The 20,695-nt window shown below is 56.6% G+C and carries 22 protein-coding genes; 11 read left to right on the top strand and 11 right to left on the bottom strand.

Annotated elements, in window-relative coordinates; all coding sequences use genetic code 11:
* The first annotated feature begins 30 nt into the window (after positions 1–30).
* The 5 genes from BMW31_RS10360 to BMW31_RS10340 all read left to right on the top strand — a co-directional run bounded on the left by BMW31_RS10360 (position 31) and on the right by BMW31_RS10340 (position 3,129).
* Complete coding sequence (locus BMW31_RS10360; protein WP_143049189.1) at positions 31–585, top strand: outer membrane beta-barrel protein; 555 nt, start codon at positions 31–33, stop codon at positions 583–585.
* Positions 586–789: 204 nt separating this feature from the next.
* Complete coding sequence (locus BMW31_RS10355) at positions 790–1,113, top strand: cupin domain-containing protein (protein WP_091825278.1); 324 nt, start codon at positions 790–792, stop codon at positions 1,111–1,113.
* 66 nt (positions 1,114–1,179) lie between these two features.
* The gene (gene fldA, locus BMW31_RS10350; RefSeq protein ID WP_091825274.1) at positions 1,180–1,668 is read left to right on the top strand and encodes a flavodoxin FldA; all 489 of its coding nucleotides are present in this window, start codon (positions 1,180–1,182) and stop codon (positions 1,666–1,668) included.
* A gap of 96 nt (positions 1,669–1,764) precedes the next feature.
* Positions 1,765–1,929 carry a rubredoxin gene (gene rd / locus BMW31_RS10345; protein ID WP_091825270.1) on the top strand — a complete coding sequence of 55 codons (165 nt, stop codon included), beginning with the start codon at positions 1,765–1,767 and terminating at the stop codon, positions 1,927–1,929.
* 12 nt (positions 1,930–1,941) lie between these two features.
* Positions 1,942–3,129: an anaerobic nitric oxide reductase flavorubredoxin gene (locus BMW31_RS10340; RefSeq protein ID WP_091825266.1), complete on the top strand. Its 1,188-nt coding sequence runs from the start codon at positions 1,942–1,944 to the stop codon at positions 3,127–3,129.
* A 121-nt stretch (positions 3,130–3,250) separates the two neighbouring features.
* Here BMW31_RS10340 and BMW31_RS10335 read toward each other — a convergent pair whose 3' ends face one another.
* Together BMW31_RS10335 and BMW31_RS10330 are read right to left on the bottom strand one after the other, a co-directional pair.
* The gene (locus tag BMW31_RS10335) at positions 3,251–4,558 is read right to left on the bottom strand and encodes a DUF438 domain-containing protein (RefSeq protein WP_091825262.1); all 1,308 of its coding nucleotides are present in this window, start codon (positions 4,556–4,558) and stop codon (positions 3,251–3,253) included.
* A 21-nt stretch (positions 4,559–4,579) separates the two neighbouring features.
* Positions 4,580–5,851: an NAD(P)/FAD-dependent oxidoreductase gene (locus BMW31_RS10330; protein WP_091825374.1), complete on the bottom strand. Its 1,272-nt coding sequence runs from the start codon at positions 5,849–5,851 to the stop codon at positions 4,580–4,582.
* Between the two features lie 257 nt (positions 5,852–6,108).
* Here BMW31_RS10330 and BMW31_RS10325 point away from each other — a divergent pair, with 257 nt between their 5' ends.
* A complete protein-coding gene (locus tag BMW31_RS10325) occupies positions 6,109–6,786 on the top strand; it encodes a porin family protein (RefSeq protein ID WP_091825258.1) in 678 nt (225 codons plus the stop codon).
* 856 nt (positions 6,787–7,642) lie between these two features.
* Positions 7,643–8,041, top strand: a complete 399-nt coding sequence (locus BMW31_RS13330; RefSeq protein ID WP_143049188.1) for a hypothetical protein — start codon at positions 7,643–7,645, stop codon at positions 8,039–8,041.
* 323 nt (positions 8,042–8,364) lie between these two features.
* On the opposite strand, the gene BMW31_RS10320 is transcribed toward BMW31_RS13330, so the two are convergent.
* The 5 genes from BMW31_RS10320 to BMW31_RS10300 form a co-directional block, all read right to left on the bottom strand.
* Complete coding sequence (locus BMW31_RS10320) at positions 8,365–8,874, bottom strand: ECF transporter S component (RefSeq protein ID WP_091825371.1); 510 nt, start codon at positions 8,872–8,874, stop codon at positions 8,365–8,367.
* A 20-nt stretch (positions 8,875–8,894) separates the two neighbouring features.
* The gene (locus tag BMW31_RS10315; protein ID WP_091825254.1) at positions 8,895–9,317 is read right to left on the bottom strand and encodes a DUF1893 domain-containing protein; all 423 of its coding nucleotides are present in this window, start codon (positions 9,315–9,317) and stop codon (positions 8,895–8,897) included.
* Between the two features lie 45 nt (positions 9,318–9,362).
* Positions 9,363–11,246 carry a TonB-dependent receptor gene (locus BMW31_RS10310; protein WP_091825251.1) on the bottom strand — a complete coding sequence of 628 codons (1,884 nt, stop codon included), beginning with the start codon at positions 11,244–11,246 and terminating at the stop codon, positions 9,363–9,365.
* Between the two features lie 1,191 nt (positions 11,247–12,437).
* Positions 12,438–13,271 carry an RsiV family protein gene (locus BMW31_RS10305; RefSeq protein WP_091825248.1) on the bottom strand — a complete coding sequence of 278 codons (834 nt, stop codon included), beginning with the start codon at positions 13,269–13,271 and terminating at the stop codon, positions 12,438–12,440.
* 41 nt (positions 13,272–13,312) lie between these two features.
* Positions 13,313–14,080, bottom strand: coding sequence for a glycosyltransferase family 2 protein (locus tag BMW31_RS10300; protein ID WP_091825244.1), 768 nt, complete (start codon positions 14,078–14,080; stop codon positions 13,313–13,315).
* A gap of 38 nt (positions 14,081–14,118) precedes the next feature.
* On the opposite strand from BMW31_RS10300, the gene BMW31_RS10295 reads away from it, so the two are divergent.
* Positions 14,119–15,276 (top strand): glycosyltransferase family 4 protein, encoded by a 1,158-nt coding sequence (locus BMW31_RS10295; RefSeq protein ID WP_410524446.1) that lies wholly within the window; start codon positions 14,119–14,121, stop codon positions 15,274–15,276.
* A gap of 85 nt (positions 15,277–15,361) precedes the next feature.
* Here the strand turns inward: BMW31_RS10295 and BMW31_RS10290 are convergent, their stop codons facing one another.
* The 3 genes from BMW31_RS10290 to BMW31_RS13325 are packed head-to-tail and all read right to left on the bottom strand — an operon-like array spanning position 15,362 to position 17,492.
* The gene (locus BMW31_RS10290) at positions 15,362–16,420 is read right to left on the bottom strand and encodes a glycosyltransferase family 9 protein (RefSeq protein WP_091825236.1); all 1,059 of its coding nucleotides are present in this window, start codon (positions 16,418–16,420) and stop codon (positions 15,362–15,364) included.
* Positions 16,421–16,450: 30 nt separating this feature from the next.
* Positions 16,451–17,056, bottom strand: a complete 606-nt coding sequence (locus tag BMW31_RS10285; RefSeq protein WP_091825232.1) for a DUF4254 domain-containing protein — start codon at positions 17,054–17,056, stop codon at positions 16,451–16,453.
* On the bottom strand, positions 17,022–17,492 hold the full coding sequence (locus tag BMW31_RS13325; RefSeq protein WP_143049187.1) for a hypothetical protein: 471 nt from the start codon (positions 17,490–17,492) through the stop codon (positions 17,022–17,024). The genes BMW31_RS10285 and BMW31_RS13325 overlap by 35 nt, the downstream gene beginning before the upstream one ends.
* A 106-nt stretch (positions 17,493–17,598) precedes the next feature.
* On the opposite strand from BMW31_RS13325, the gene BMW31_RS10280 reads away from it, so the two are divergent.
* From BMW31_RS10280 to rnc, 3 genes are all read left to right on the top strand, one after another.
* Positions 17,599–17,835 carry an acyl carrier protein gene (locus BMW31_RS10280; RefSeq protein ID WP_091825229.1) on the top strand — a complete coding sequence of 79 codons (237 nt, stop codon included), beginning with the start codon at positions 17,599–17,601 and terminating at the stop codon, positions 17,833–17,835.
* 119 nt (positions 17,836–17,954) lie between these two features.
* Positions 17,955–19,217 (top strand): beta-ketoacyl-ACP synthase II, encoded by a 1,263-nt coding sequence (gene fabF / locus BMW31_RS10275; RefSeq protein ID WP_091825225.1) that lies wholly within the window; start codon positions 17,955–17,957, stop codon positions 19,215–19,217.
* Positions 19,207–20,271 carry a ribonuclease III gene (gene rnc / locus BMW31_RS10270; RefSeq protein WP_091825222.1) on the top strand — a complete coding sequence of 355 codons (1,065 nt, stop codon included), beginning with the start codon at positions 19,207–19,209 and terminating at the stop codon, positions 20,269–20,271. Before fabF ends, rnc begins: the two co-directional genes overlap by 11 nt.
* 233 nt (positions 20,272–20,504) lie before the next feature.
* Here the strand turns inward: rnc and BMW31_RS13545 are convergent.
* Positions 20,505–20,695, bottom strand: a 191-nt coding sequence (locus tag BMW31_RS13545) for a hypothetical protein (RefSeq protein WP_218140604.1), incomplete at its 5' end; no start/stop codon positions are given.

Below are 20,695 nucleotides of genomic sequence, written 5' to 3'. Positions count from 1 at the left end.
GAAACAACCATTTACACCCAATAAAACAACATGAAAAAATCAGTCTTGGCAGGGTTGTTCCTGCTCTTGTCAGTCTCTGCGAATGCCGCAGAAGCAGACACCATCCGGGTTAAAACATTCGAGTTCGAACCCTTTATCGGCGCCACGTACGGCCTTGCAGGCAACACCGGCAGCCACAAATTAGGCCCCTCGTTGGGGCTGGAGGCGCGCTGGAACCTGCGCCGCGTGCCGCTCGACGTGGGCATGCAGCTCTACCTCGGCTCTGCATGCAGCCACTACTACGGTACCGATTTGGCCTGCAGAACGTTCTCTTTGATGCCCGTTTGCGACTATAACTTCCGCCGGGGGCATGCGGTTGCGCCCTTCGTAGGCCTGGGTGTGGGGCTCAATCTGTACGACATGATAAGCGGAGACTATAACGACTACGAGGGAGACAAAACCGCCGGCGTGGGCGTGATGCCGCGTGTGGGCGTGGAACTCTTCCGCCATTTGCGCCTTGCCCTTAGCGCCCACGTGGGCAAGAAGATATACAGCACCGTGGGACTTACGGTGGGTTACGCCATCGGTGGCGGCCGGAAGAAATGACGCCAACGGCTTTCTGCACCCCTGCTCCAACGGCTTCCCGGTTCGGGAAGCCGTTTTCTTTTGCCCATCCTGGCAGCCCCGGGCAGGCGGAAAGCGGCACATTTGTGGCCACTTTCACGGCCGTAAAGCGGTGGCATGCCTTTTGCAGCCTGCTTGACAGCAAAGAGCAACAGTTCATTACTTTAAATATAGGAGAACCAAACAATGGCAAAAGCAGAAAAAGGAAAGGTGTTCAGCGCCAACGAAACGATTGATTACGCCGACGGCGGAGTAGTAAGCAAGGAGCTCATACACACCGATGCCGGCTCGGTAACGCTCTTCTCGTTCGACGCCGGACAGGGTCTGAGCGAGCATTCGGCACCCTTCGACGCGCTCATCAGCGTCACCGACGGCGAAATGGCGCTCTATGTAGAGGGGCGGAAAAACATCATCAGGGCCGGCGAGAGCTTCATCATACCCAGCGGCGCGCGCCACTCGGTAAAGGCGGAGAGCCGCTTCAAGATGTTGATAACCATGATTAGGGGATAATGGCTGCGTGCAGCCAACCGGCTGCCGCATCCATCCAGTATTGTAAAACGAATAAACAGAAAGAATATGAAGACATTGGTAGTTTACGGTTCAACAACCGGCACGGCTGAAGACATAGCCAACCGAATAGCACAACAGGCAGGAGGAGCCGACGTGGTGAGCGCCGCCGACCTCACTGCTGCCGACCTCACCGACCACGACTTGCTCATCCTGGGCTCCTCGACATGGGGCGCCGGCGACCTGCAGGACGACTGGTTCGACGCTCTCCCCACACTCACGTCGGCCCCGATAGGCGGCAAACGCGTGGCCATCTTCGGCGTAGGAGACTCTGCGGGCTATCCCGACACCTTCTGCGGCAGCATGAAGGCGCTCTACGATGCAGCCACACAGGCCGGTGCCACGGTGGTGGGAGCGGTTCCGACCAACGGCTACAGCTTCGACGACTCGGAGGCCGTGGTCGACGGGAAGTTCGTAGGACTGGCTCTGGACGAGACGAACGAGAGCGACAAGACCGACGAGCGCATCGCCTCCTGGCTCGCTGCCATCGGGGCGTAGATCCTCTTTCGTGGCTTCACTGGACGGTAAGGGGGCCGGCAAGGTTCCTCTCCGCCGCCTGCAACAACAAATAATAACCCTTAAAACAACAAGCAAATGAAAAAGTATGTATGTAATGTGTGCGGCTATGTGTACGACCCCGCGGTCGGCGATCCTGACAACGGCATCGGGCCGGGCACAGCTTTCGAAGACCTGCCCGACGACTGGACGTGCCCCGTGTGTGGAGTGTCGAAGGACGATTTCAGTGTAGCTGATGACTAAAAGGAAGCTGTCATGGCAAAAAAAATCACTGACCTCGTATCGTGGGTGGGCAAAGTAGACTGGGAGCTCACTCACTTCCATGGCGACGAATATTCCACCCATCGCGGCTCCAGCTACAATGCCTACCTCGTGCAGGATGAGAAGACGGCGCTCATCGACACCGTTTGGCGTCCGTATGACAAGGAGTTCGTAAGCCGCCTCAAGCAGGATGTGGACCTCAAACGGATTGATTACATCGTCATGAACCACAATGAGCCCGACCACAGCGGTGCATTGCCCGAGCTGATGCGTGAGATTCCCGACACTCCTATCTATTGTACGAAGAAAGGGGAGGCCATTATCCGCGGCCATTATCACCGTGACTGGAAGTTCGTGAACGTAAAAACGGGCGACAGACTCAGCCTTGGAAAGTCGACCCTTACCTTCATCGAGGCCCCCATGCTGCACTGGCCCGACACCATGTTCACCTATCTCGACACCGGAGCGGTGCTCTTCAGCAACGATGCCTTTGGTCAGCACTTCGCTACAGAGACGCTGTACGACGATACGGTGGACCCAAGTGAGCTGATGTACGAGGCAGAGAAGTACTATGCCAACATCCTCAACCTCTACAGTCCCATGGTATCGCGCAAGATAAACGAGGTGTTGAAGCTCAATCTCCCGCTCAACCTGATTTGCCCCAGCCACGGAGTTATCTGGAAAAACCGCCCTGCCGACATCGTTGAGCGGTACCTGAAGTGGGCTGACAACTACCAGGAGAACCAGATAACCATTGTCTATGACACGATGTGGCAGTCTACCAGGCTCATGGCAGAGGCCATAGCAGAGGGCATACGCAATGCTGACGCCGAGGTGAAGGTAAAGATACTGAATGTTGCCCGGGAGGATAAGAACGACATCCTTACCGAAATCTTCCGCTCCAAGGCCATTCTCGTGGGCAGCCCTACCATCAATTACGGCTTCTCGTACGCCACGGCAGGCATCCTGGAGATGGCACGCGGACTGAAGTTCAAGAACAAGAAAGCGGCTGCCTTCGGCTCCTTCGGCTGGAGCGGAGACGCTCCCAAGATGATAGCCTCGCGCCTGGAAGAGGCCGGTTTCGAGCTTGTGAGCGACAGCCTCAAGGAACTTTGGGTGCCCGATGCTGATGCCCGCGGGCGCTGCGTGGCCTATGGAGAGGCTTTTGCCAAAGCAGTTTAGGATGTCCGGGCTCCCTGATAAGGGGAGTCCGGATTTTTTTTTGCTTCTTGATAGGCCATAGGAGCCAAGGTCCGTCGTGGTAACGGCGGCCTGCGGAAGAACGGGGCGGCCGGGCGGAGAGTCAGGTATCGCGGGCTGCGGATCCTGTTCCGGCCGTACCGGAGGCAGCCGCGGGCGGCGCCGGTCGGTTCCATGTGAGCAGCGTCTGCTGGCCTTTGAGGCTGCGTATATGGGTGCAGTCCTGCATCATCTCCAGCACTCCGCGGAACCGTCCGTGGGCATCGCGCACGGCGATGTAGTCAATGTGGATGAATAGCCCGGGCTTATTAATCCAGAACTCGGCCTTATCCTGTTCGCCGTTTCTAAACTTTTGGATGATTTCCTGCACCACCTGCACGCTCTTTCGGGGGTGGCAGTTCACCACTTGGCGGCCTATCACGTTCCTGGAGCGTGGGAAGATGCGGTGCTGAGTATCGGAGTAGAACCTTACCAGTTCGTTTTCGTCAACGAAAGAAATATCGACCGGCAAGTGCCGGTATATCAAATTGATTTGTTCCAGGGTAAGTTTGCCGGTGCTGACGTCGAGCTCTTGCTGCGGCCCTGCGCCGTAACCGTGCCTCTGCAGCACCGCCCGGAGGTCGCGCACCAGCTCATCGGGGCCGGCCGACGGCTTTCCCGCCTCTTCGGCAGCGGCCTCCGGGGCTTCCGCATCTACGAAGAAGCCTATTTCGCGGTCGCCTTCCTTCATGCTTTCAAACTCCTCTGGCGATATCAGTGCTGCGGAAGTGGGATAGAGTACGTTCTCTTCCTTCTCCATCAGGTTGCGCAGATGCTTGATGAGTACATGCTGCCTGGCTATGAACTCGTCGTCATTGCCTGCCTCGAGGAGCTGCAGGCTCTCCTTTAGCTCATTGCGTACGATGTTGTCAAGGTTCCACATCGCGGCCGTGGGGCGCTCGAACCCCTTCCGTTCCAATACGGGGTAGAGCTGGTTCTGCTTCCGTACAAGGTGTACGGGATAGCGCTTCAACTCGTCGTACAGCCCGAACCACTGGTTCCGGATAACAGGATACTGCACCAAATCCTCTATCATCAGGAGCAGCCTGTGCATGCGTTCGTTCTCCCGATAGTAGCACATGAGGGGGTGGGCCACGGGCAACTGCGGGCGGGTGTAGTCCAGGAAGCCGTCGAGCAGCTGCATTACGGTACGCATGTTTACGCGTCCGCGCTCGCCGGCACCGCCGCTCTTGACGCTCTGCTCCAAGCAGGCAACGTGGTAGGGATAGGCTTTCGCCACCCTTGCAGCTACCTGCGCCCGGGCCTCCGGGAGGCTTATGAGGCCTGCCTCATAACGTTCGGCAAGGTCGAGGATAATCTCCAGTTTCTCCACCTCTGCGGAGGGGAGGAAGTCTTTCATCTTATTTGGCATGGCGGTTGGGTTGTTTGAGGATTAATCTCTGTTCAGGATGAGGCGCAGACTCTGCCGGTAGTTGAAGTAGTTCCACATCCAGTTGAGCAGCACCACCGTCTTGTTGCGTACGCCGAGGATGCTGCGCAGGTGGACGACGAGCCACAGCAGCCACGCCGGAGTTCCGCCGAAGCGGAGCCGACCAATCTCTGCCACGGCTTTCTTGCGGCCGATGGTGGCCATGGTACCCAGGTCGCGGTAGCTGAAAGGCTTGAGTGGGCGGTCTCGTTGCAGCGCCTTGAGGTTGGCGGCCAGCGTGCGCGCCTGCTGTATAGCTACCTGCGCAAGCTGCGGATGGCCCTCGGGATAGGCCTCGTCGCCCTGCACCAAGGCCTGGTCGCCTATGGCATAAACGTCTGTCAGGCCCTTTACGCGGTTATAGCGGTCGGTCAGCAGGCGGCCGGCCCGGCCCACGCTGGCCGCCGGAATGCCATCCGGCACGGTGGCCCTTACGCCGCTCACCCACACCACCAGGCGACTCTCGAGGCGCCGGCCGTCGGCTAACAGCACCTCGTTGTTATGACATCCTGTCACCATAGCATTCTGCATCACCCTCACGCCGAGGCGTGTGAGGTCGCGTTCGGTTCTTGCCGACGATTCTGCCGAGAAGCTCTGCAGCAGTCGCTGGCCTGCATTGAGCAGATAGATGTTCATCTTCGCCGCATCCAAGTCGGGATAGTCGCGTGGCACCACGGTTCTTTTCATCTCGGCCAGAGCCCCCGCTATCTCCACTCCTGATGGTCCTCCGCCCACGATGACGATGTTGAGCAGCTGGCTGCGCACGGCCTCGTCGTCCTCCGTCTCGGCCAGTTCGAGGTTGTGCAGTATCGTGTTGCGCAGGCTCATGGCCTCGGCCACGGTCTTCATGGGCAGCGTGTTGGCCTGCAGCCCGTCGTTGCCAAAGTAGTTGGTGGTGGTTCCTGCGGCCAGCACAAGGTAGTCGTAGCGGATGGCTCCTATCGAGGTAAGGAGCTCTTTACGTTCTGCGTCAACCCCGTTTACCTGCGCCATGCGGAAGTAGAAGTTCTTCTCGTCCTGAAACAGGCGGCGGAAGGGGAAGGCGATGCTGCTGGGTTCCAGCCCCGCCGATGCCACCTGGTAGATGAGCGGGGGAAATTGATGGTAGTTGTTCTTGTCTATCAGCACTACCTGGCAGTTGGAGCCGCGGAGCCGGAAGGCCAGTTCCAGACCGGCGAACCCGCCACCTACGATGACCACTCTCCTGAGATTGCCGTGAGCGATGTTTGCTTTTATCATATCCGTGAATGTTTGCAGGGCGTCCGGAGCCCCTATATTATATAAGGTGGAAACAGCAATAACCATACCATCCACCTGCCGGCAGCCCGCCGGTATCATTTGTTAGGGGCCGCGCTGCCAGCCTGTCAGCCGCCCGGCGGCGGCAGGGAGCCGGAAAGAAATGTAGGGATTCCCCCCTTCAGGAATAGGAAAAACTCCCCTGCCGCTATACTCCGGATTGCTTACCTTTGCCCCAGAAACCAAAACGCAGAGGTATGAAGAAGTTTATGTTATCGGCTTTGGCGGCCCTGATGGTCGCACTGCCTGCGGCCGCCCAATACTATCCCGACGGCCGACCCATTCCGCCGCGCCACCGTGCGGCCTACTATGCGGCGCCCTACAACAACACGTACTACGGTTTCAGGCTCGGACTGGGCGTGGCGACGGTTAATTCCGACTCGCCCGTACTCGATGCCAACAAGGCCAAGACGGGCCTCAACGCGGGCTTCGTGGTAGGAACCCAGCTCACGAGACAGGCTCCCCTCTTCTTTGAAACGGGCATCTACTACACCGAGAAGGGCGGAAAAAGCAACTACCAGGGCAACAAGTTCACCTACGGACTTAACTACGTGGAGCTTCCACTGCTGCTTAAATACAAGTATTATGCCGACCGCGACTTCAGTATAGAGCCCTTTGCAGGCGGCTATCTGAGCTGTGGAGTGGGCGGAAAGATAAAAGACTTCGGCAATAGAAAGGCTTACGGCAGCTTCAGCGACGACTACGACGAGAACTTCAAGCGCTTTGACGGCGGACTGAAAGTAGGCTGCGGGCTCGGGTTCCAGATGCTCTATCTCGAAGCCAGCTACGACATCGGACTGGCCAACGTGGGCAACGACGAGTTCGACGATACCCATACAGGATGTTTCAATCTCACTTTCGGAGTTAATTTTTAATACTCCTTGTTTCATATAATAATGCTTGAGGATGCGGATCTGCGAAGAACCGTGTCCTTTTTTCTTGTCCCGCAGCCTCCCGCTTGCCGCTCGGCGCATTGGCGGAGTTATGGTTCAAGGGGCTTGAAGGGTATGTTCAAGCGCCTTGAAGATGCCCTTCAGGGCCCTTGAAAGCCACCTTTTACCGCCACGCCCGTAACTTGCTGATTGGCAACGGCTTGCAGGCATAGGCACGGGAATGTGATTCCTGTGCTGTCATGCCTTCCTCCGGTTCCCCTTGCCAAGGGGAGGAAAAGCGGTTACAAGTCTCCTGCTGGATGGTTGTTTATTTTTAAAGACAGAGTAACAGAGTATCTTTTTAGCTGCTGCAGGCTTGCTGGCTTGTAGAAACTGGTAAGAAACAGTTTGCAGAAAGGGTAACTGGTATCCTCCCCTTGGAAAGGGGAGGCGGAGGAGGGGATGATGTGATGGCAGATTAACTATGGCGTATCAGCAGGATAACCGTTTCTTGCTGCGGGTATCATCCCCTCCTAACCTCCCCTTTCCAAGGGGAGGAACCGCTGTTGCAGCTCTCCTGCTGGCTTGCTGCTTATTTTTAAAGACAGAGTAACAGAGTAATTTTTCTGCTGCTGGGAGGTTGACTGTAGGGAGCGATAAATAAGGAACAATGAGCGAAAAGGGTAACTGGTATCCTCCCCTTGGAAAGGGGAGGCGGAGGAGGGGATGACCATATAGCAGGTTGTTGATAGTCCGCAGGCAGGCTGTTGGTAGTCAGTAGGCAGGCTGTTGGTAATCTTTGGGTGCAATCATCCCCTCCTAACCTCCCCTTTCCAAGGGGAGGATACCGGTTTGTCTTGTGGATATTATCAACCGTTTCTTCGTCTTTTATCCGCCCATTCACTACCTCACACAGCAAGAAAACTACTCCGTTACGCTTTCTTTAACCCCCAACAGCAACGCAGCAGCAAGCAATCAGCAGCGAAAAAATTACTCTGTTACTCTGTCTTTAAACCGCAGCAACAAAGCAGTAGGAAACTGTCAGCAGCTAAAAGAATACTCTGTTACTCTGTCTTTAACCCGCAACAGCAAATGCACAGCAAGCAATCAGCAGCAGAAAAACTACTCTGTTACTCTGTCTTTTAACCCCATCAGCAGCGAAAAAACCATTCAGTTACTCTGTCTTCAATCATCAGGCGCCAATCAGCGGGTGACCAGCTGCAGCGGTTCCTCGCCTTGGAAAGGGGAGGTCAGGTAGGGAAGATGAACCCGCAACTGCACCTTTCAAGCGCCAATAGCTAAACGGCAGAAAATCAGCTGGTTACGAATGAGGGTGAAAAAGATGCCTTTCAAGGCTCTTGAAAGGCATGTTCAAGCCCCTTGAACGTATCGTTCAGGGAGCTTGAAGGATAGCTCCGGGCGCGGAGGTGCATTGTATCAGCATCGCTGGTTGCACCAAACCGCGGCTCTGTTGTTCCGTTGTAAAAACACAAAGACACAACAGCAGCGCCGTTCAAGCAACTTGAATTTGCGCTGTTACTGTGTCTTCGGAATATCAATACGCAGCCTGCGACCGGCCCGTTACTGCTTCAGGGCGCGGTTGAGCAGCAGCCAGCAGCCGGCAACCTGCAGCAACATGCCGGGCAAACCGAGGCGGATGTCCTGCATGGCGGCCTGCAGACTGCCCGTTAGAGCCCACTCGCCGAGGCCTCCCAACAGCTGGTAAGCTGCCACGACGCCTGCCAGTATGAGGAGCGAAGCCTTGTGGTAACGGGCTGCGGCATAGCCGGCAACGAGCGCCAGAACGACCGATTTGAGCATGATAGCCGGCAGTACGGCCACTGCGGGCATGCCGAAGAGGGCCGAGTTAACCAGTGGCGAGAGCACTGCCGTGAGCAATCCTACCTTCCATCCGAACTTGTACGCACCCAGAAGGGTGAAGAAGTAGATGGGCAGGAATATCATTCCGCCCTGCGGGAGCAGGTGGAACAGCTGGGGTAACAGGATGTTTCCGGCCACGAAAGCGGTGGCCCAGAGGTACGTCTTCTGTTCAGTGAAGCTGAGACTGTAGAGCTTAATCGTTGTTTCCATCATCTTTTGTTGTTATCGGGTTATTTCTTTTTCATCTCTTCAAAGTGCCGGCGCAGCAGCCGCACCACTTCTTCGGCGCTCTTGGCCGGTTCCACTATCTTCTCCAGAGGGCAGCGGTCGTCGCCCTGGGGTATCACGATGCGGTCCACCAGCAGGCTGTACGTGTAGCCGATGCCGGCCTTCTGGAGCAGCGGAAGTGCCAGTCGGCTTATCACTTCGGCGTAAACCTCGGTCACGCCGCCTACTACCAGCAGGCCTGCTGCAGCCTTGCCTATCACCTTGTCGGCCACGGCGGCGCCCTTGAGCGTGTCGGGTTCGTGGTCGAGCAGGTCTTCCAGGTCTCTCAATCCTTTCTTGTAAAAGGTGCGCACGTTGCCGGCGCGGTCCTGTAAAACGAGCGAGCAGTTCTCAGCTCGCAGCTGTCTGATGATTTGGGTGTTCATAATTGTTGTTTCTCTTTGTCGTGATGGGCGCGGCGGTTGGTGCCGTCAGATAGTAAACTCCACGCCGGCCATGAAGGTGGCGCGGGGCATGGGGAAGCCTGCATTTATCTCGTAGCGCTGTGCCAGCAGGTTTTCGCCGTGCACGTAGAGCCGCAGCGCGCTGCTTGCTGCGTACGAGGCAGTGGCATCGAGCAGGGTAAAGGTCTCCTTGCTCTCGTTGCTGCCCAGCGCCGTATAGAGTCCGCAGACCTGCTGCAGGCCGGCACTCAGGCTCCAGCGGCCCTGCGTGTAGTCGGCTCCTGCATAGCCTTTGTAGGCCGGGGCGGCCAGAACAGGGTTGTGCATGTGCAGCCAGCTGTGGTTTGTATGCAGGCTCCAGCGGCGGCCCAGGCGGCAAGTGAGCTCGGCCTCCATGCCGCTGTTCTCTATGGCTCCGGTGTTTACGTTGCGCGGGCGGCCGTCAACGGGCACGGTTTGTATCATGTTGTCGCCCTTGATATAGTACAGGTTCACGCCGTAGGTCAGTTTTCCGCCGCCCGTGGTGTGGCGCCACGAGAGCTCGTAGTTCATCATCCGCTCCGGCCGCAGGTCGGTGTTGGAGGGCGGATAGAGGTAGAGTTCGCGCATCGAAGGATTGCGGAAGCCCTTGCTCACCATGCCTTTCAGGGTGCCGCCAGGCGTTGGGCGCACGGCTATACCGCCTTGCGGAATCCACTCGGTGCCCGTAATGGAGTGGTGGTCGATGCGCAGTCCGGCGTCAATCGTGAGCCACGAAGCCAGCTCCTGGCGCACTTCCACGTAGCCGGCCACCTCGTTACGGTGCGAGTGGGCACTCTGTTTGTTGGGCGTGTTGAGTGTTTCGCCGGTGGCGATGGAGGTGTAGTAGGCCCGCCCATAGATGTTCTGCCAGTCGAAACCCACCGTAACACGGTTGCCCTTGAGCAGGGTTGCGCTCTGGAAGAGCGACAATCCGGACAGCGCATCCTTTGACCTGAAGTACCTGGACTGCGGGGCAGCGGGGTCGGAGGTGCCGTCGTTTATCTTGTGACGGCCGAAGTTGCTGTACAGACTCACGGCTCCGCTGGTGCTGCCGTAGTGGTTCTCGAGCGCCAGACTTACCTCTCCGCGCGTTATCCACTGGCGGGCGTCGTAGAGAGGAGCCGTTACCAAGCCCGGGTTAGAGGCGTTGAAGTGGGTGATGTTGGCACCGGCAGAGGCGTTCCAGTGGCCATTCAGGTCGTATGCAGCCTTCATCATGCCGCCGTACTGCTCAAAACCCATGCGCGGCCTGTGGTTGTCCGACCGCCCGTACTGTGCCCCCACGGTGCTGCCAAAGCGCCCCCGGCGCAGCTGGTTGGTGGCTTCGGCTTTCACGGTGCCGTAGCTCCCGGCCGCCGCATGTACCGTTGTAAGCACGCCGTCGCGGTGCATGCCGCGCGTAACGATGTTCACCACGCCGCCCATGGCGTTGCTTCCGTAGAGCACGGAGGCCGGTCCGCGGAGCACCTCCACGCGCTCTGCCATGAGCGTTTGGTAGCTGTCGGCTATCGGATGACTGTAAACGCCCTGGTATTGCGGGTGCCCGTCGATGAGCACCAGCATCTGTCCGGCTCCTCCGCTCACGCCTCTGAGGCTGATGCTGCCCGCCGCTCCGCCCGCTACTCCATAGCCCAGCATGCCGCGCGAGGTAAGCATGAAGCCCGGAATGCGCTGTTGCAGCGTGGGCAGTATGGACGACTGGCGGTTGCGGGTGAGGTCGGCGCGGGTAACGATGTTTACCGTCATGGGCAGCTGTCGCACGTCTACGGCGTTGCGCGTACCCGTAACAACGACCTCGTCGAGGTGCTGCACGCTGTCTGTCTGTGCACTTACAGCTGCCGGGAGCATGGCTGCGAGCGCCAGCAGAATGGTCTTTAGGGTGTCTGTCATTCTCTCCTCTGTCTTGTGTTGACCCTACAAAGATAATGATTTTCCGGTTTCCAACAATTATATTTATTACAGAAAAAAGTCTAAAGTGACTGAAATTGTGTTTTTTGCGGGAAAGAGAAGGGAGCCTACCCCGGCCCTCTTGGAGGGAGGGGGCGGTGAGGTGAGGAATCCGTTCAAGTGTTCCAAAGAACATCTACGAGGCTAATTGGTATCCTCCCCTTGGAAAGGGGAGGCGGAGGAGGGGATGACCAAGTGTCGTGCTGATTACAACTTGTTGCGCAAATCATCCCTTTCCAACCTGTGAATTGTGAATGATGAATTGTGAATTAACAGCCTGCGGCCTGCTAAATCATCCCCTCCTAACCTCCCCTTTCTAAGGGGAGGAACCGCTGCTGTTATTCCTTAATAGTAACCTTTACCCTATTCTATACCTGCGCACAGTCATACTCCCTCCCTTTAGAAGGGCAGGGAGGGGCTTTTCCTCCCCTTAGAAAGGGGAGGTTAGGAGGGGATGATGGAGGCAGGAAACATCAATTTTGACCACTGTTCGTAAGCTATTGAAATGCAATAACTTACAAGCGGCAAAGTAAAAGGTACCTTTCAAGCCCCTTGAGAGGCATCTCCAAGGGCCTAAAAGGTATCGTTCAAGGAGCTTGAAAGGCATCTCCGTGCCGCGCGGTGATAATTTGCTGCACTGGGGGGAGATAAAAAAGACAGCGTAACAGCGTGTTTTTTCAGCTGCTGTTGTGGTGTAAAGACAGAGTAACAAAGTATTTTTTCTGCTGCTGTTGGGGCTTAAAGACAGAGTAACAAAGTAATTTTCTTGCTGCATGTGGTAGGGAATGGGCAGATAAAAGACGAAGAAATAGCAGATAATGCCCACAAGACAAACCTGTATCCTCCCCTTAGAAAGGGGAGGTTAGGAGGGGATGATTGCACCAAGAAATTACCAACAGCCTGCCTGCAGATTATCAACAGCCTGCTATGTGGTCATCCCCTCCTCCGCCTCCCCTTTCCAAGGGGAGGATACCAGTTAGCCTTTCCGCTCATTGTTCCTTATCTATCGCTCCCAACAGTCAATCTCCCAGCAGCAGAAAAAATACTTTGTTACTCTGTCTTTAAGCCCCAACAGCAGCAGAAAAAATACTCTGTTACTCTGTCTCTAAGAATGAGCTACCCTGTCTCTCCCCCTCACCTACTCTGTTCTTCTCGGCGGGTGGGGGGAGCGGGAGGGGTGGATGGAAGGGCGGGAAGAAGCTGGCGGGCGGGAACGGTGAGCAGGTCGCGCAGCTTGTCGTAGCTTATCAGCACCTCCGGAGCGCCGTAGGCGTAGGGTACTATCTCGTATAGCTGGTAGACAAAGAGCAGTCCGTGGGTCGTGAAAGCAGGCTTCATGGCCGGTAAAGGCACTACGGTGCTGCCGTCATCGGTGTAGGCTTCGCTGACGATTGCCTGCAAGGCGGAGTCTGACTCAGCCTCAAGGGCCGCCTTCAGACTGTTGCGCAGTAGGGCGTTGAGGTGCGATGGATCCTTTTCTCGGAACATCTCCCAGCCGAAACGGCGCCCGTCTGACTTGCGGAACGTCTGATAATCGGAGCTGTAAAAGCCGTGGTACCAACGGAAATCCCATCCTTTGATGCAGCTGTAGGTAATAAACTGGTCGGTCTCGGCGTACACTCTAATCGTTATGTTCATAAAAACGGACTTTAACCCTCTGTCTTTCGCCGTAGCTGCATCTATCCGCCGCAGCGAGTCGCGGTACTGTTGGGTGTAGTGTTGGCGTAGCGCCGTGCTGTCTGCCAGGCTGCCCTCGTAGGTTCCGCCCAGCTGTTCGCTGATGTATTCGCGTATCGACTGCTTCAGCGCTTCGCCTCCCGAGGTGGGATAAGCGATGGAGAGAGTGAAGTAGATGGAGTCGTTGTCGATTCCGTCTGTTAGCCGGCAGAGGGCCACGGTGTCTCTTTGCGCCCACGAAGTGAGGGCTGTAACGATGCCGATGAAGGCAAGCAGGATTCTGTTTTTCATGTTTTGGGGGTATTGGTTGTTGTTAGCGAGCAGCGTATTGGTTACTTGGAGCCGAGCCGCTTCTCAATGATTTTGGCCACGAGCAGGAACTGGTAGTAGCCGTCGAGCATGCTGTTGATGAACCCGGGCACACCGTTACGCCAGCCGCCGCCCATGACGTACGACTTGAAGAACCGCCACGCGGGCCGCCACAGCAGCGCTCCGGCGCCGTAATGCTTGCCGGCGCGCTTCACTACTTCGCCGTCGGTATAGCGGTTTCCCTTCTCAACAACCTCGCTGATGGTGTTTTCGGCCAGGTGGATGAGCATCACTCCGGGCAACGGAGGTATGGTTTCCACGCGCCCCCTGACCGTAGGAAAGGTGTGAACGTAGGGCGGCCACTCCGTTCCTTCGCGTATGAAGAAGCGCAGCTGGTGGTCGCCAACGCGCCCTTTGTTCAGTACGTTCATGAACCGATTGCGCCTGGGGATGTACAAACCCTGCGGACAGCCGGGCTCGCTGATGCGCCGGTAGAGGTAAGTCCTTAGCTCCGGCGTTACAATCTCGTCGGCATCAACCACCAGAACCCACTTGTTGGAGGCGCTGCGGATGGCGAACGTGCGGGCCGGTTCGGCGCAAACGTGGTTGCCCTTGGGAAAGGTAACAACCTTGCAGCCATGCCGGCGGGCGATGTCGAGCGTGGAGTCGGTGCTCTCCATGTCGCAAACAACAATCTCGTCGAACCCTTCAACGGCCTCGATGACCTGTTCCAGGAACTTTGCTGCGTTGTAGGTGTTGATGACTACTGATATTCGGTTTTCCTCGTTCATAGTGGCAAATATACGAATTAATTCTTTATCTTTGCAGAATGACAATGAAAAAAAGCATGATAGTGGGCTTTGATGCCAAGCGGGTGCTGCGTAACGGCACCGGACTGGGCAGCTACGGGCGCACGCTTGTTAACTCGCTGCCCGCTGCGGAGGGCGGAATGGAGCTGCTGCTCTATGCTCCCGACGAGGGTCGCGACGACCTGCGACGGCAGGTGCAGCTGCGTCCGGGCGTGCGCATCGTGTGTCCCGAGGGGCTCAGGTTCCGCCTGCAACGCGACTGGTGGCGCTCGCACGGCATCGTGAAGCAGCTGAAGAGCGACGGCGTAAGCCTGTATCACGGCCTCTCGGGCGAGCTTCCCTTCGGCCTGCGGGCGGCCGGCATACCGGGCATTGTCACCATTCACGACCTCATCTTCCTGCGGCATCCGGAGTATTACAATTGGATTGACGTGCAAATATACAAGCGCAAGTTCCTCCACACGCTGCGTGAGGCCGACCGCATCATTGCCATCAGCGAGTGCACCAAGCGCGACATCCTGCACTACGGCAGCTTTCCGGCGGACAGGATTGACGTGGTTTACCAGAGCTGCAGCCAGCGTTTCCGCCAGCCGGTGAGTGAGGCAGCGCTGCGCGAGGTGGCCTCCAGATACCGCCTGCCGCAGCGTTACGTGCTCAATGTGGGCACGATAGAGGAGCGCAAGAACGTGCTCCTGGCCGTCAGGGCGCTGCAGCAGCTGCCCCAGGACGTGCATCTGGTGGTCGTGGGGCGCCGCACCCGCTACGCCGACCGGGTGCAGAAGTACATCGAGAGCCACGGTCTGGCCGGCCGGGTGAGCTTTCTGCACGGCGTGCCCGATGCCCACCTGTACGCCATCTACCGCGGGGCAGAGTGCTTTGTCTACCCCTCGCGCTACGAAGGTTTCGGCATTCCTGTCATCGAGGCCATACAAAGTGGCCTGCCGGTAGTGGCCTGCACGGGCTCTTGTCTGGAGGAGGCGGGCGGCGACAGCTGCCTGTACGTTGCCCCCGACGATGTGGGCGGCATGGCCGCAGCCATCGGTCACAGTCTCCAGGGCAGCGAGGGGCGCGAGCAGCGTGTGGCCGCCGGCCTGGCCTATATTGCCCGTTTTGAGAACAGCGACATAGCTGCACAGGTGGTGGAAGAATATCATAAGGTGCTGCGCGGGCGGCAGTGAGCCAGCTGGAGCCCAGTTCGGGAAACGCAAAACCCCGGATTTCATCGTCTGAAATCCGGGGTTCTGTGTTCTTGGCAGACGGTTCTCACTTCTCTGTATGCAGGATGTGTTCCACCCGCTCCACAATCAATTCGGGCGTGATGTTCTTCAGGCAGGCGTAATCTCCGCGCATGCAAGGCTTGTCGCCGTAAATGGAACAGGGCCGGCAGGGCAGGTCTATCTGTACTGCATTGTCTGGATTCTGGCGGTAACCCATGAAACCGGCGTAGGGATGGGTGGCTCCCCACACGCTTACTACGGGCGTTGCAACGAGCGAGGCCAGGTGCATGTTGGCGCTGTCCATGCTTATCATTACGTCCAGAGCACTCATGAGGATAAGCTCCTCATGCAGTCCGCCAAGAATGGCCGAGGCGTTGGTGCAGGCTGCATGGCGCTGCACGAGGTCGTCCAGCTGCCGCTTTTCGTCCTCACCTCCGCCGAAGAGGAAGATGCGGCACGAGGGGTGGCGCTCCAGCAGCTGCACGATGACCTTCTCCATCTGCTGCAACGGGTATATCTTACCTACGTGGGCGGCGAACGGAGCAATGCCTATCCACGTCTGGAAGGCCTTTTTCTCACCCGTCCTGTCGGCTATCAGGCGCAGGTTTCCGCCTCCTTCGGGAAAGAGGGAGGTAAAGGTGAGCTTGCTGATGGGGTAGCCCAGGCTGGCGAAAACGTCGAGGTAATTCTTGAACGAGGTAGGTTGCTGAACCTTCACCTTATTATTAAGGGCGGTGAGTTTGCGCTTGCCGCCGCGGTGCTTGTTGATGTGGGCCACGTGGTAGCGGCCGATGTTGAAGCGCATGCGCAGGTAGTGGGAGCGCAGGATGGCGTGAAGGTCGGCCACGGCGGTAAAGTGCTTGGCCGCCAGACGGCGGTACAGGGCGTTCAGCCCGCGGATGCCGTGGTACTCGCCCATGAGGTCGGCCTCCATGAAACTTACGTTGGGAGCCAGATTCTCGAAGAAAACACGGGCAAAGGGACGGCTCAGCACCGTGATGCGCAGGTGCGGATACTGCTGCGCCAGCGAATAAACAACGGGCACGGTCATGGCCACGTCGCCCATGGCTGAGAACCTGATAACGAGAATGTGCTCTGTTTTCATGATGCCGCTCTTCCGGAATAGCGTTGCGGGTTACTTCTTGCCGTAGAGTACGGGGTTGGTAGAAGGGTCGTTGTACATCTTCATCTGGCGGTACACCTTCATGTACTTGCGGCCGGCAGCTATGTCCTCCAGCAGCTGGTCGATGGCTGTGCCCAGGTCCTGCTGCTGCTCCAGCAGCACGTTGAGCTTGGACTGGCACTTGGCGCGGTGCTCGGGCAGGGCGTCGGTACGTTCGGCCTGCTCGCGCATGTGATAGATCTTGAGCGCCAGAATGGAGAGGCGGTCAACCGCCCAGGCCGGACTCTCGGTGTTGATGCGGGCATCCGGCAGCACCGTTACGTCGCTGTACTGGTGGCGGAAGTAGGAGTCAATCTGCTCCACAAGGTCTGTTCGGTCCTGGTTGCTGCGGTCTATGCGCCGCTTAAGGGCCAAGGCATCTTCCGGATTGATGTGAGGGTCGCGGATGATGTCTTCAAAATGCCATTGTACAGTGTCTATCCAGCATTTCAGATAGAGCCTGTTCTCGATAGAATCCCTGTCGTAAGGATTGTTGATAGGCGTATCGATGTTGTCCGTAATATGGTAATCGCGGATTGCCTGATTAAAAATCTGGTTGCATTGTTGGGTAAATGACATTTCCATGTGTATCTTTTAAATATGTGCAAAAATAAGTAATTAATTTGGAAGCGGCAACTAAAACGCCCTTTTTTTCCTCCTTCAGCCCCTCTGCCCCTGGCTTGCAGCTGCCTGCAGCGGGTGCAGCAGCGCTGCGAAGGAGGATGAGCAGGGTCGGCAGCAGGCTGCGCAGCGGGTAGTAGAAGACAATGCAGCGGGTGGCAGAAGGCTGTGCAGCGGGTAGCAAAAGAGTGCGTAGCGGGTGCCGAATGATGCCTTCGGGAACTTTCGACAAGTGTCGCACATGAATTCGACACTTGTCACACCATCGTTCGACACCTGTCGCAAGTTCCCCATCCCGTTCTTCGGCACCCTTGGTGGGAGCAAAATACACGTGCGGTGGTGCTTCATCAAGCGGTTGAAAGATTGCACACAATGGGGTGGTGTGTGCAACCAAAAGTGCTTTTTTTACAAAAATATTTGCCAGAATGAAAGAAAATGTGTTCCTTTGCAGGCGATTTTGAATTAGAATTCATTTATAAACAATTTAAAAACTTACAATTATGTCAGAAATTGAAAACAAGGTAAAGGCTATCATCGTTGACAAACTCGGTGTTGATGAGTCAGAAGTAAAGCCAGAGGCAAGCTTCACCAACGACCTGGGTGCTGATTCCCTGGACACTGTAGAGCTCATTATGGAGTTCGAGAAAGAATTCGGCATTTCCATTCCAGACGATAAGGCTGAAACCATTCAGACTGTTGGCGACGCCATCTCTTACATCGAAGAGAACGCAAAGTAACAGCAGTTTTTTGCTTATAGTTGATGGTTTATAGTTAAATGCTTAGGCAATTCCACCCGGAATTGCATGTAAGCCATCAACTATAAGCCATTTTTGTTTTATTATAAGAAACCAAGATAATGGAGTTAAAAAGAGTAGTAGTAACAGGTCTTGGTGCCGTAACGCCGCTGGGAAACAATCCAGAGGACACTTGGAACGCCATGTTGGCGGGCAAGAGTGGTGCCGCTCCCATTACTCATTTCGACAGTTCTAAGTTCAAATCACAGTTTGCGTGCGAGGTGAAGGACCTGGACGTGAACGAGTGGATTGACCGCAAGGAGGCCCGCAAGCTCGACCGCTACACCCAGCTGGCCATGATTAGCGCCATGCAGGGCGTGAAGGACGCGGGAATAGACTTAGAAACTGAAGACAAGAACCGTATCGGCGTCATCTACGGCGTGGGTATCGGCGGTATCAATACCTTTGAGGAAGAGGTGACATACTACGGCCAGCACATCGAAGACGGGCCCAAGTTCAACCCCTTCTTCATCCCGAAGATGATTGCCGACATCGCCTCCGGCCAAATCAGCATCCACTTCGGATTCCACGGACCCAACTATACAACGACCTCGGCCTGCGCCTCTTCCAGCAATGCTCTGGCCGATGCGTTCAACCTCATACGCCTGGGAAAGGCCAACATCATCGTGAGCGGCGGTGCCGAAGCTGCCATCTGCGCCACCGGCGTGGGCGGTTTCAACGCCATGAAGGCCCTCTCCACCCGCAACGACGACCCTGAGCACGCCAGCCGTCCGTTCAGTGCAAGCCGCGACGGGTTCGTCATGGGCGAAGGCGCCGGTTGCCTCGTGCTCGAGGAACTGGAGCATGCAAAGGCCCGCGGAGCCAAGATTTACGCCGAAATGGTGGGCGAGGGAGAGAGTGCCGACGCCTATCACATCACCGCATCGCACCCCGAAGGCCTCGGTGCCAAGCTCGTAATGCAGGCTGCCCTTGAGGATGCAGGCATGCAGCCCGAGGACATCGACTACATCAACGTGCACGGAACATCGACCCACGTGGGCGACATTTCAGAGGCCAAGGCCATCAAGGAAGTGTTCGGCGAGCAGGCCTACAAGCTCAACATCAGTTCCACCAAGTCCATGACGGGCCACCTTCTGGGTGCCGCAGGTGCCGTGGAGGCAATGGCCTGCGTGCTCTCGGTGCAGAACGACATCGTTCCGCCGACCATCAACCACGAGGAGGGAGACGATGATCCGGATATAGACTATGACATGAACTTTACGTTCAACAAGGCCCAGAAGCGCGAAGTGCGTGCTGCACTGAGCAACACGTTCGGCTTCGGAGGCCACAACTGCTGCGTAGTATTCAAGAAGTATGCTGAATAACATCATCGACCGAATAAGGCTCCCATTCCGAAAGGATAAGGAGCTTTATTCGTCTCTGTACCACATCATCGGCATGTATCCCCGCGACATCAGCTACTACAAGATGGCGCTCATGCACAAGAGCGTGATGCACCGCAACAAGAAAGGCAAGCCGATGAACAACGAGCGGCTCGAGTTCTTAGGAGACGCCATCCTGGATGCCATCGTGGGCGACATTGTTTACCGCCATTTCCCCGGCAAACGCGAAGGATTCCTCACCAACACGCGCTCAAAGCTCGTGCAGCGTGACACCCTGAACAAGCTGGCACAGGAGATGGGCATCAATCAACTCATTCTTTCGTCAGGCCACAGCTCCTCCCACAACAGCTACATGGGCGGCAACGCGTTCGAGGCACTCGTAGGAGCGCTCTACCTGGACCGCGGCTACAACGCCTGCATGCACTTCATGCGCAAACGTATTCTGGCACAAATGATAAACATCGACAAGGTTGCCTACAAGGAAGTTAACTTCAAGAGCAAGCTCATCGAATGGAGTCAGAAGAACCGCGTGCGCATGGAATTCAAGCTCATTGAGCAGCAGAAAGACAAGAGCGGCAGCCCGAAATTCAACTTCATGGTTGTACTCGAGGGTATTGAAGGATGCAGCGCCACGGGCTTCAGCAAGAAAGAAAGCCAGCAGATGGCCTGCAAGCTCACCCTGGAACGGCTGAAGAAGAAACCCCAGTTCATAGACCAGGTGTTCGCCGCAAAGGGCAATCGCACCAAAATGGAGGAAGAACCGGTGGAAATAGTGCCCGATACGGAGGTGAAAGAGGACTTCATCATCGCACAGGACGGCAATGAGGCAGAGCCCGAGAAGCACGAAACCATCTTCAAGGAAGAGGTGTTCGACGAGCACGAGAGTGCCCGCGACGAGGCGCCTGCACCTGCTGCCGAGCATGTGGAAGCCGCTCTGGAGGGTGATGAGTTTGACCTGAGCGACATCAGCGCCAAAGAACAGAGCCGCGAAGAAATCATCGCCGCCGCCGAAGCCGAGGCGTTCAAGAAAGAGTAGTAATAAAGCCCACCCCCGCCCCTCCCTTGGTGAGGGGAGCCAGGGGCAATGCGCTTGCGCGTATGCTGCATGCCGGTTTCATCCCGGCTGCCGGCGATACGCGCAAGCGCATTTGCTTTTTCTTTCCGCTGTTTTTACCTTTCTCTTCCTCTTTCTTCCTCGTTTCTTACCTTGTGCAGGTGCCTTTCCTGCCCTCTTTTTCCTCCTTTTTCAACCGCATACATCATCCCCTCTTAACCTCCCCTTTCTAAGGGGAGGAACTGCTTGCCGTATTTCTGCCAATAAGTAGTAACCAACAAGATAATGACAGCAGCAAAACAAGCCGGTATCCTCCCCTTGGAAAGGGGAGGCGGAGGAGGGGATGACACCTGCCCAGGCATTATCCACGGCTGCTGAACATCATCCCCTCCTAACCTCCCCTTTC

The organism is Prevotella sp. kh1p2, from assembly GCF_900111525.1.
Classification (GTDB): Bacteria; Bacteroidota; Bacteroidia; order Bacteroidales; family Bacteroidaceae; genus Prevotella.
The sequence above is the reverse complement of the archived record's forward strand: the minus strand, read 5'-3'. Positions and strand labels throughout refer to the sequence as shown.

Coding starts and splice junctions, on each gene's coding strand:
- BMW31_RS10360 (WP_143049189.1), top strand. CDS start 31: ATGAAAAAATCAGTCTTGGCAGGGTTGTTCCTGCTCTTGTCAGTCTCT.
- BMW31_RS10355 (WP_091825278.1), top strand. CDS start 790: ATGGCAAAAGCAGAAAAAGGAAAGGTGTTCAGCGCCAACGAAACGATT.
- fldA (WP_091825274.1), top strand. CDS start 1,180: ATGAAGACATTGGTAGTTTACGGTTCAACAACCGGCACGGCTGAAGAC.
- rd (WP_091825270.1), top strand. CDS start 1,765: ATGAAAAAGTATGTATGTAATGTGTGCGGCTATGTGTACGACCCCGCG.
- BMW31_RS10340 (WP_091825266.1), top strand. CDS start 1,942: ATGGCAAAAAAAATCACTGACCTCGTATCGTGGGTGGGCAAAGTAGAC.
- BMW31_RS10335 (WP_091825262.1), bottom strand. CDS start 4,558: ATGCCAAATAAGATGAAAGACTTCCTCCCCTCCGCAGAGGTGGAGAAA.
- BMW31_RS10325 (WP_091825258.1), top strand. CDS start 6,109: ATGAAGAAGTTTATGTTATCGGCTTTGGCGGCCCTGATGGTCGCACTG.
- BMW31_RS10320 (WP_091825371.1), bottom strand. CDS start 8,874: ATGGAAACAACGATTAAGCTCTACAGTCTCAGCTTCACTGAACAGAAG.
- BMW31_RS10315 (WP_091825254.1), bottom strand. CDS start 9,317: ATGAACACCCAAATCATCAGACAGCTGCGAGCTGAGAACTGCTCGCTC.
- BMW31_RS10310 (WP_091825251.1), bottom strand. CDS start 11,246: ATGACAGACACCCTAAAGACCATTCTGCTGGCGCTCGCAGCCATGCTC.
- BMW31_RS10305 (WP_091825248.1), bottom strand. CDS start 13,271: ATGAAAAACAGAATCCTGCTTGCCTTCATCGGCATCGTTACAGCCCTC.
- BMW31_RS10300 (WP_091825244.1), bottom strand. CDS start 14,080: ATGAACGAGGAAAACCGAATATCAGTAGTCATCAACACCTACAACGCA.
- BMW31_RS10295 (WP_410524446.1), top strand. CDS start 14,119: ATGACAATGAAAAAAAGCATGATAGTGGGCTTTGATGCCAAGCGGGTG.
- BMW31_RS10290 (WP_091825236.1), bottom strand. CDS start 16,420: ATGAAAACAGAGCACATTCTCGTTATCAGGTTCTCAGCCATGGGCGAC.
- BMW31_RS10285 (WP_091825232.1), bottom strand. CDS start 17,056: ATGTCATTTACCCAACAATGCAACCAGATTTTTAATCAGGCAATCCGC.
- BMW31_RS10280 (WP_091825229.1), top strand. CDS start 17,599: ATGTCAGAAATTGAAAACAAGGTAAAGGCTATCATCGTTGACAAACTC.
- fabF (WP_091825225.1), top strand. CDS start 17,955: ATGGAGTTAAAAAGAGTAGTAGTAACAGGTCTTGGTGCCGTAACGCCG.
- rnc (WP_091825222.1), top strand. CDS start 19,207: ATGCTGAATAACATCATCGACCGAATAAGGCTCCCATTCCGAAAGGAT.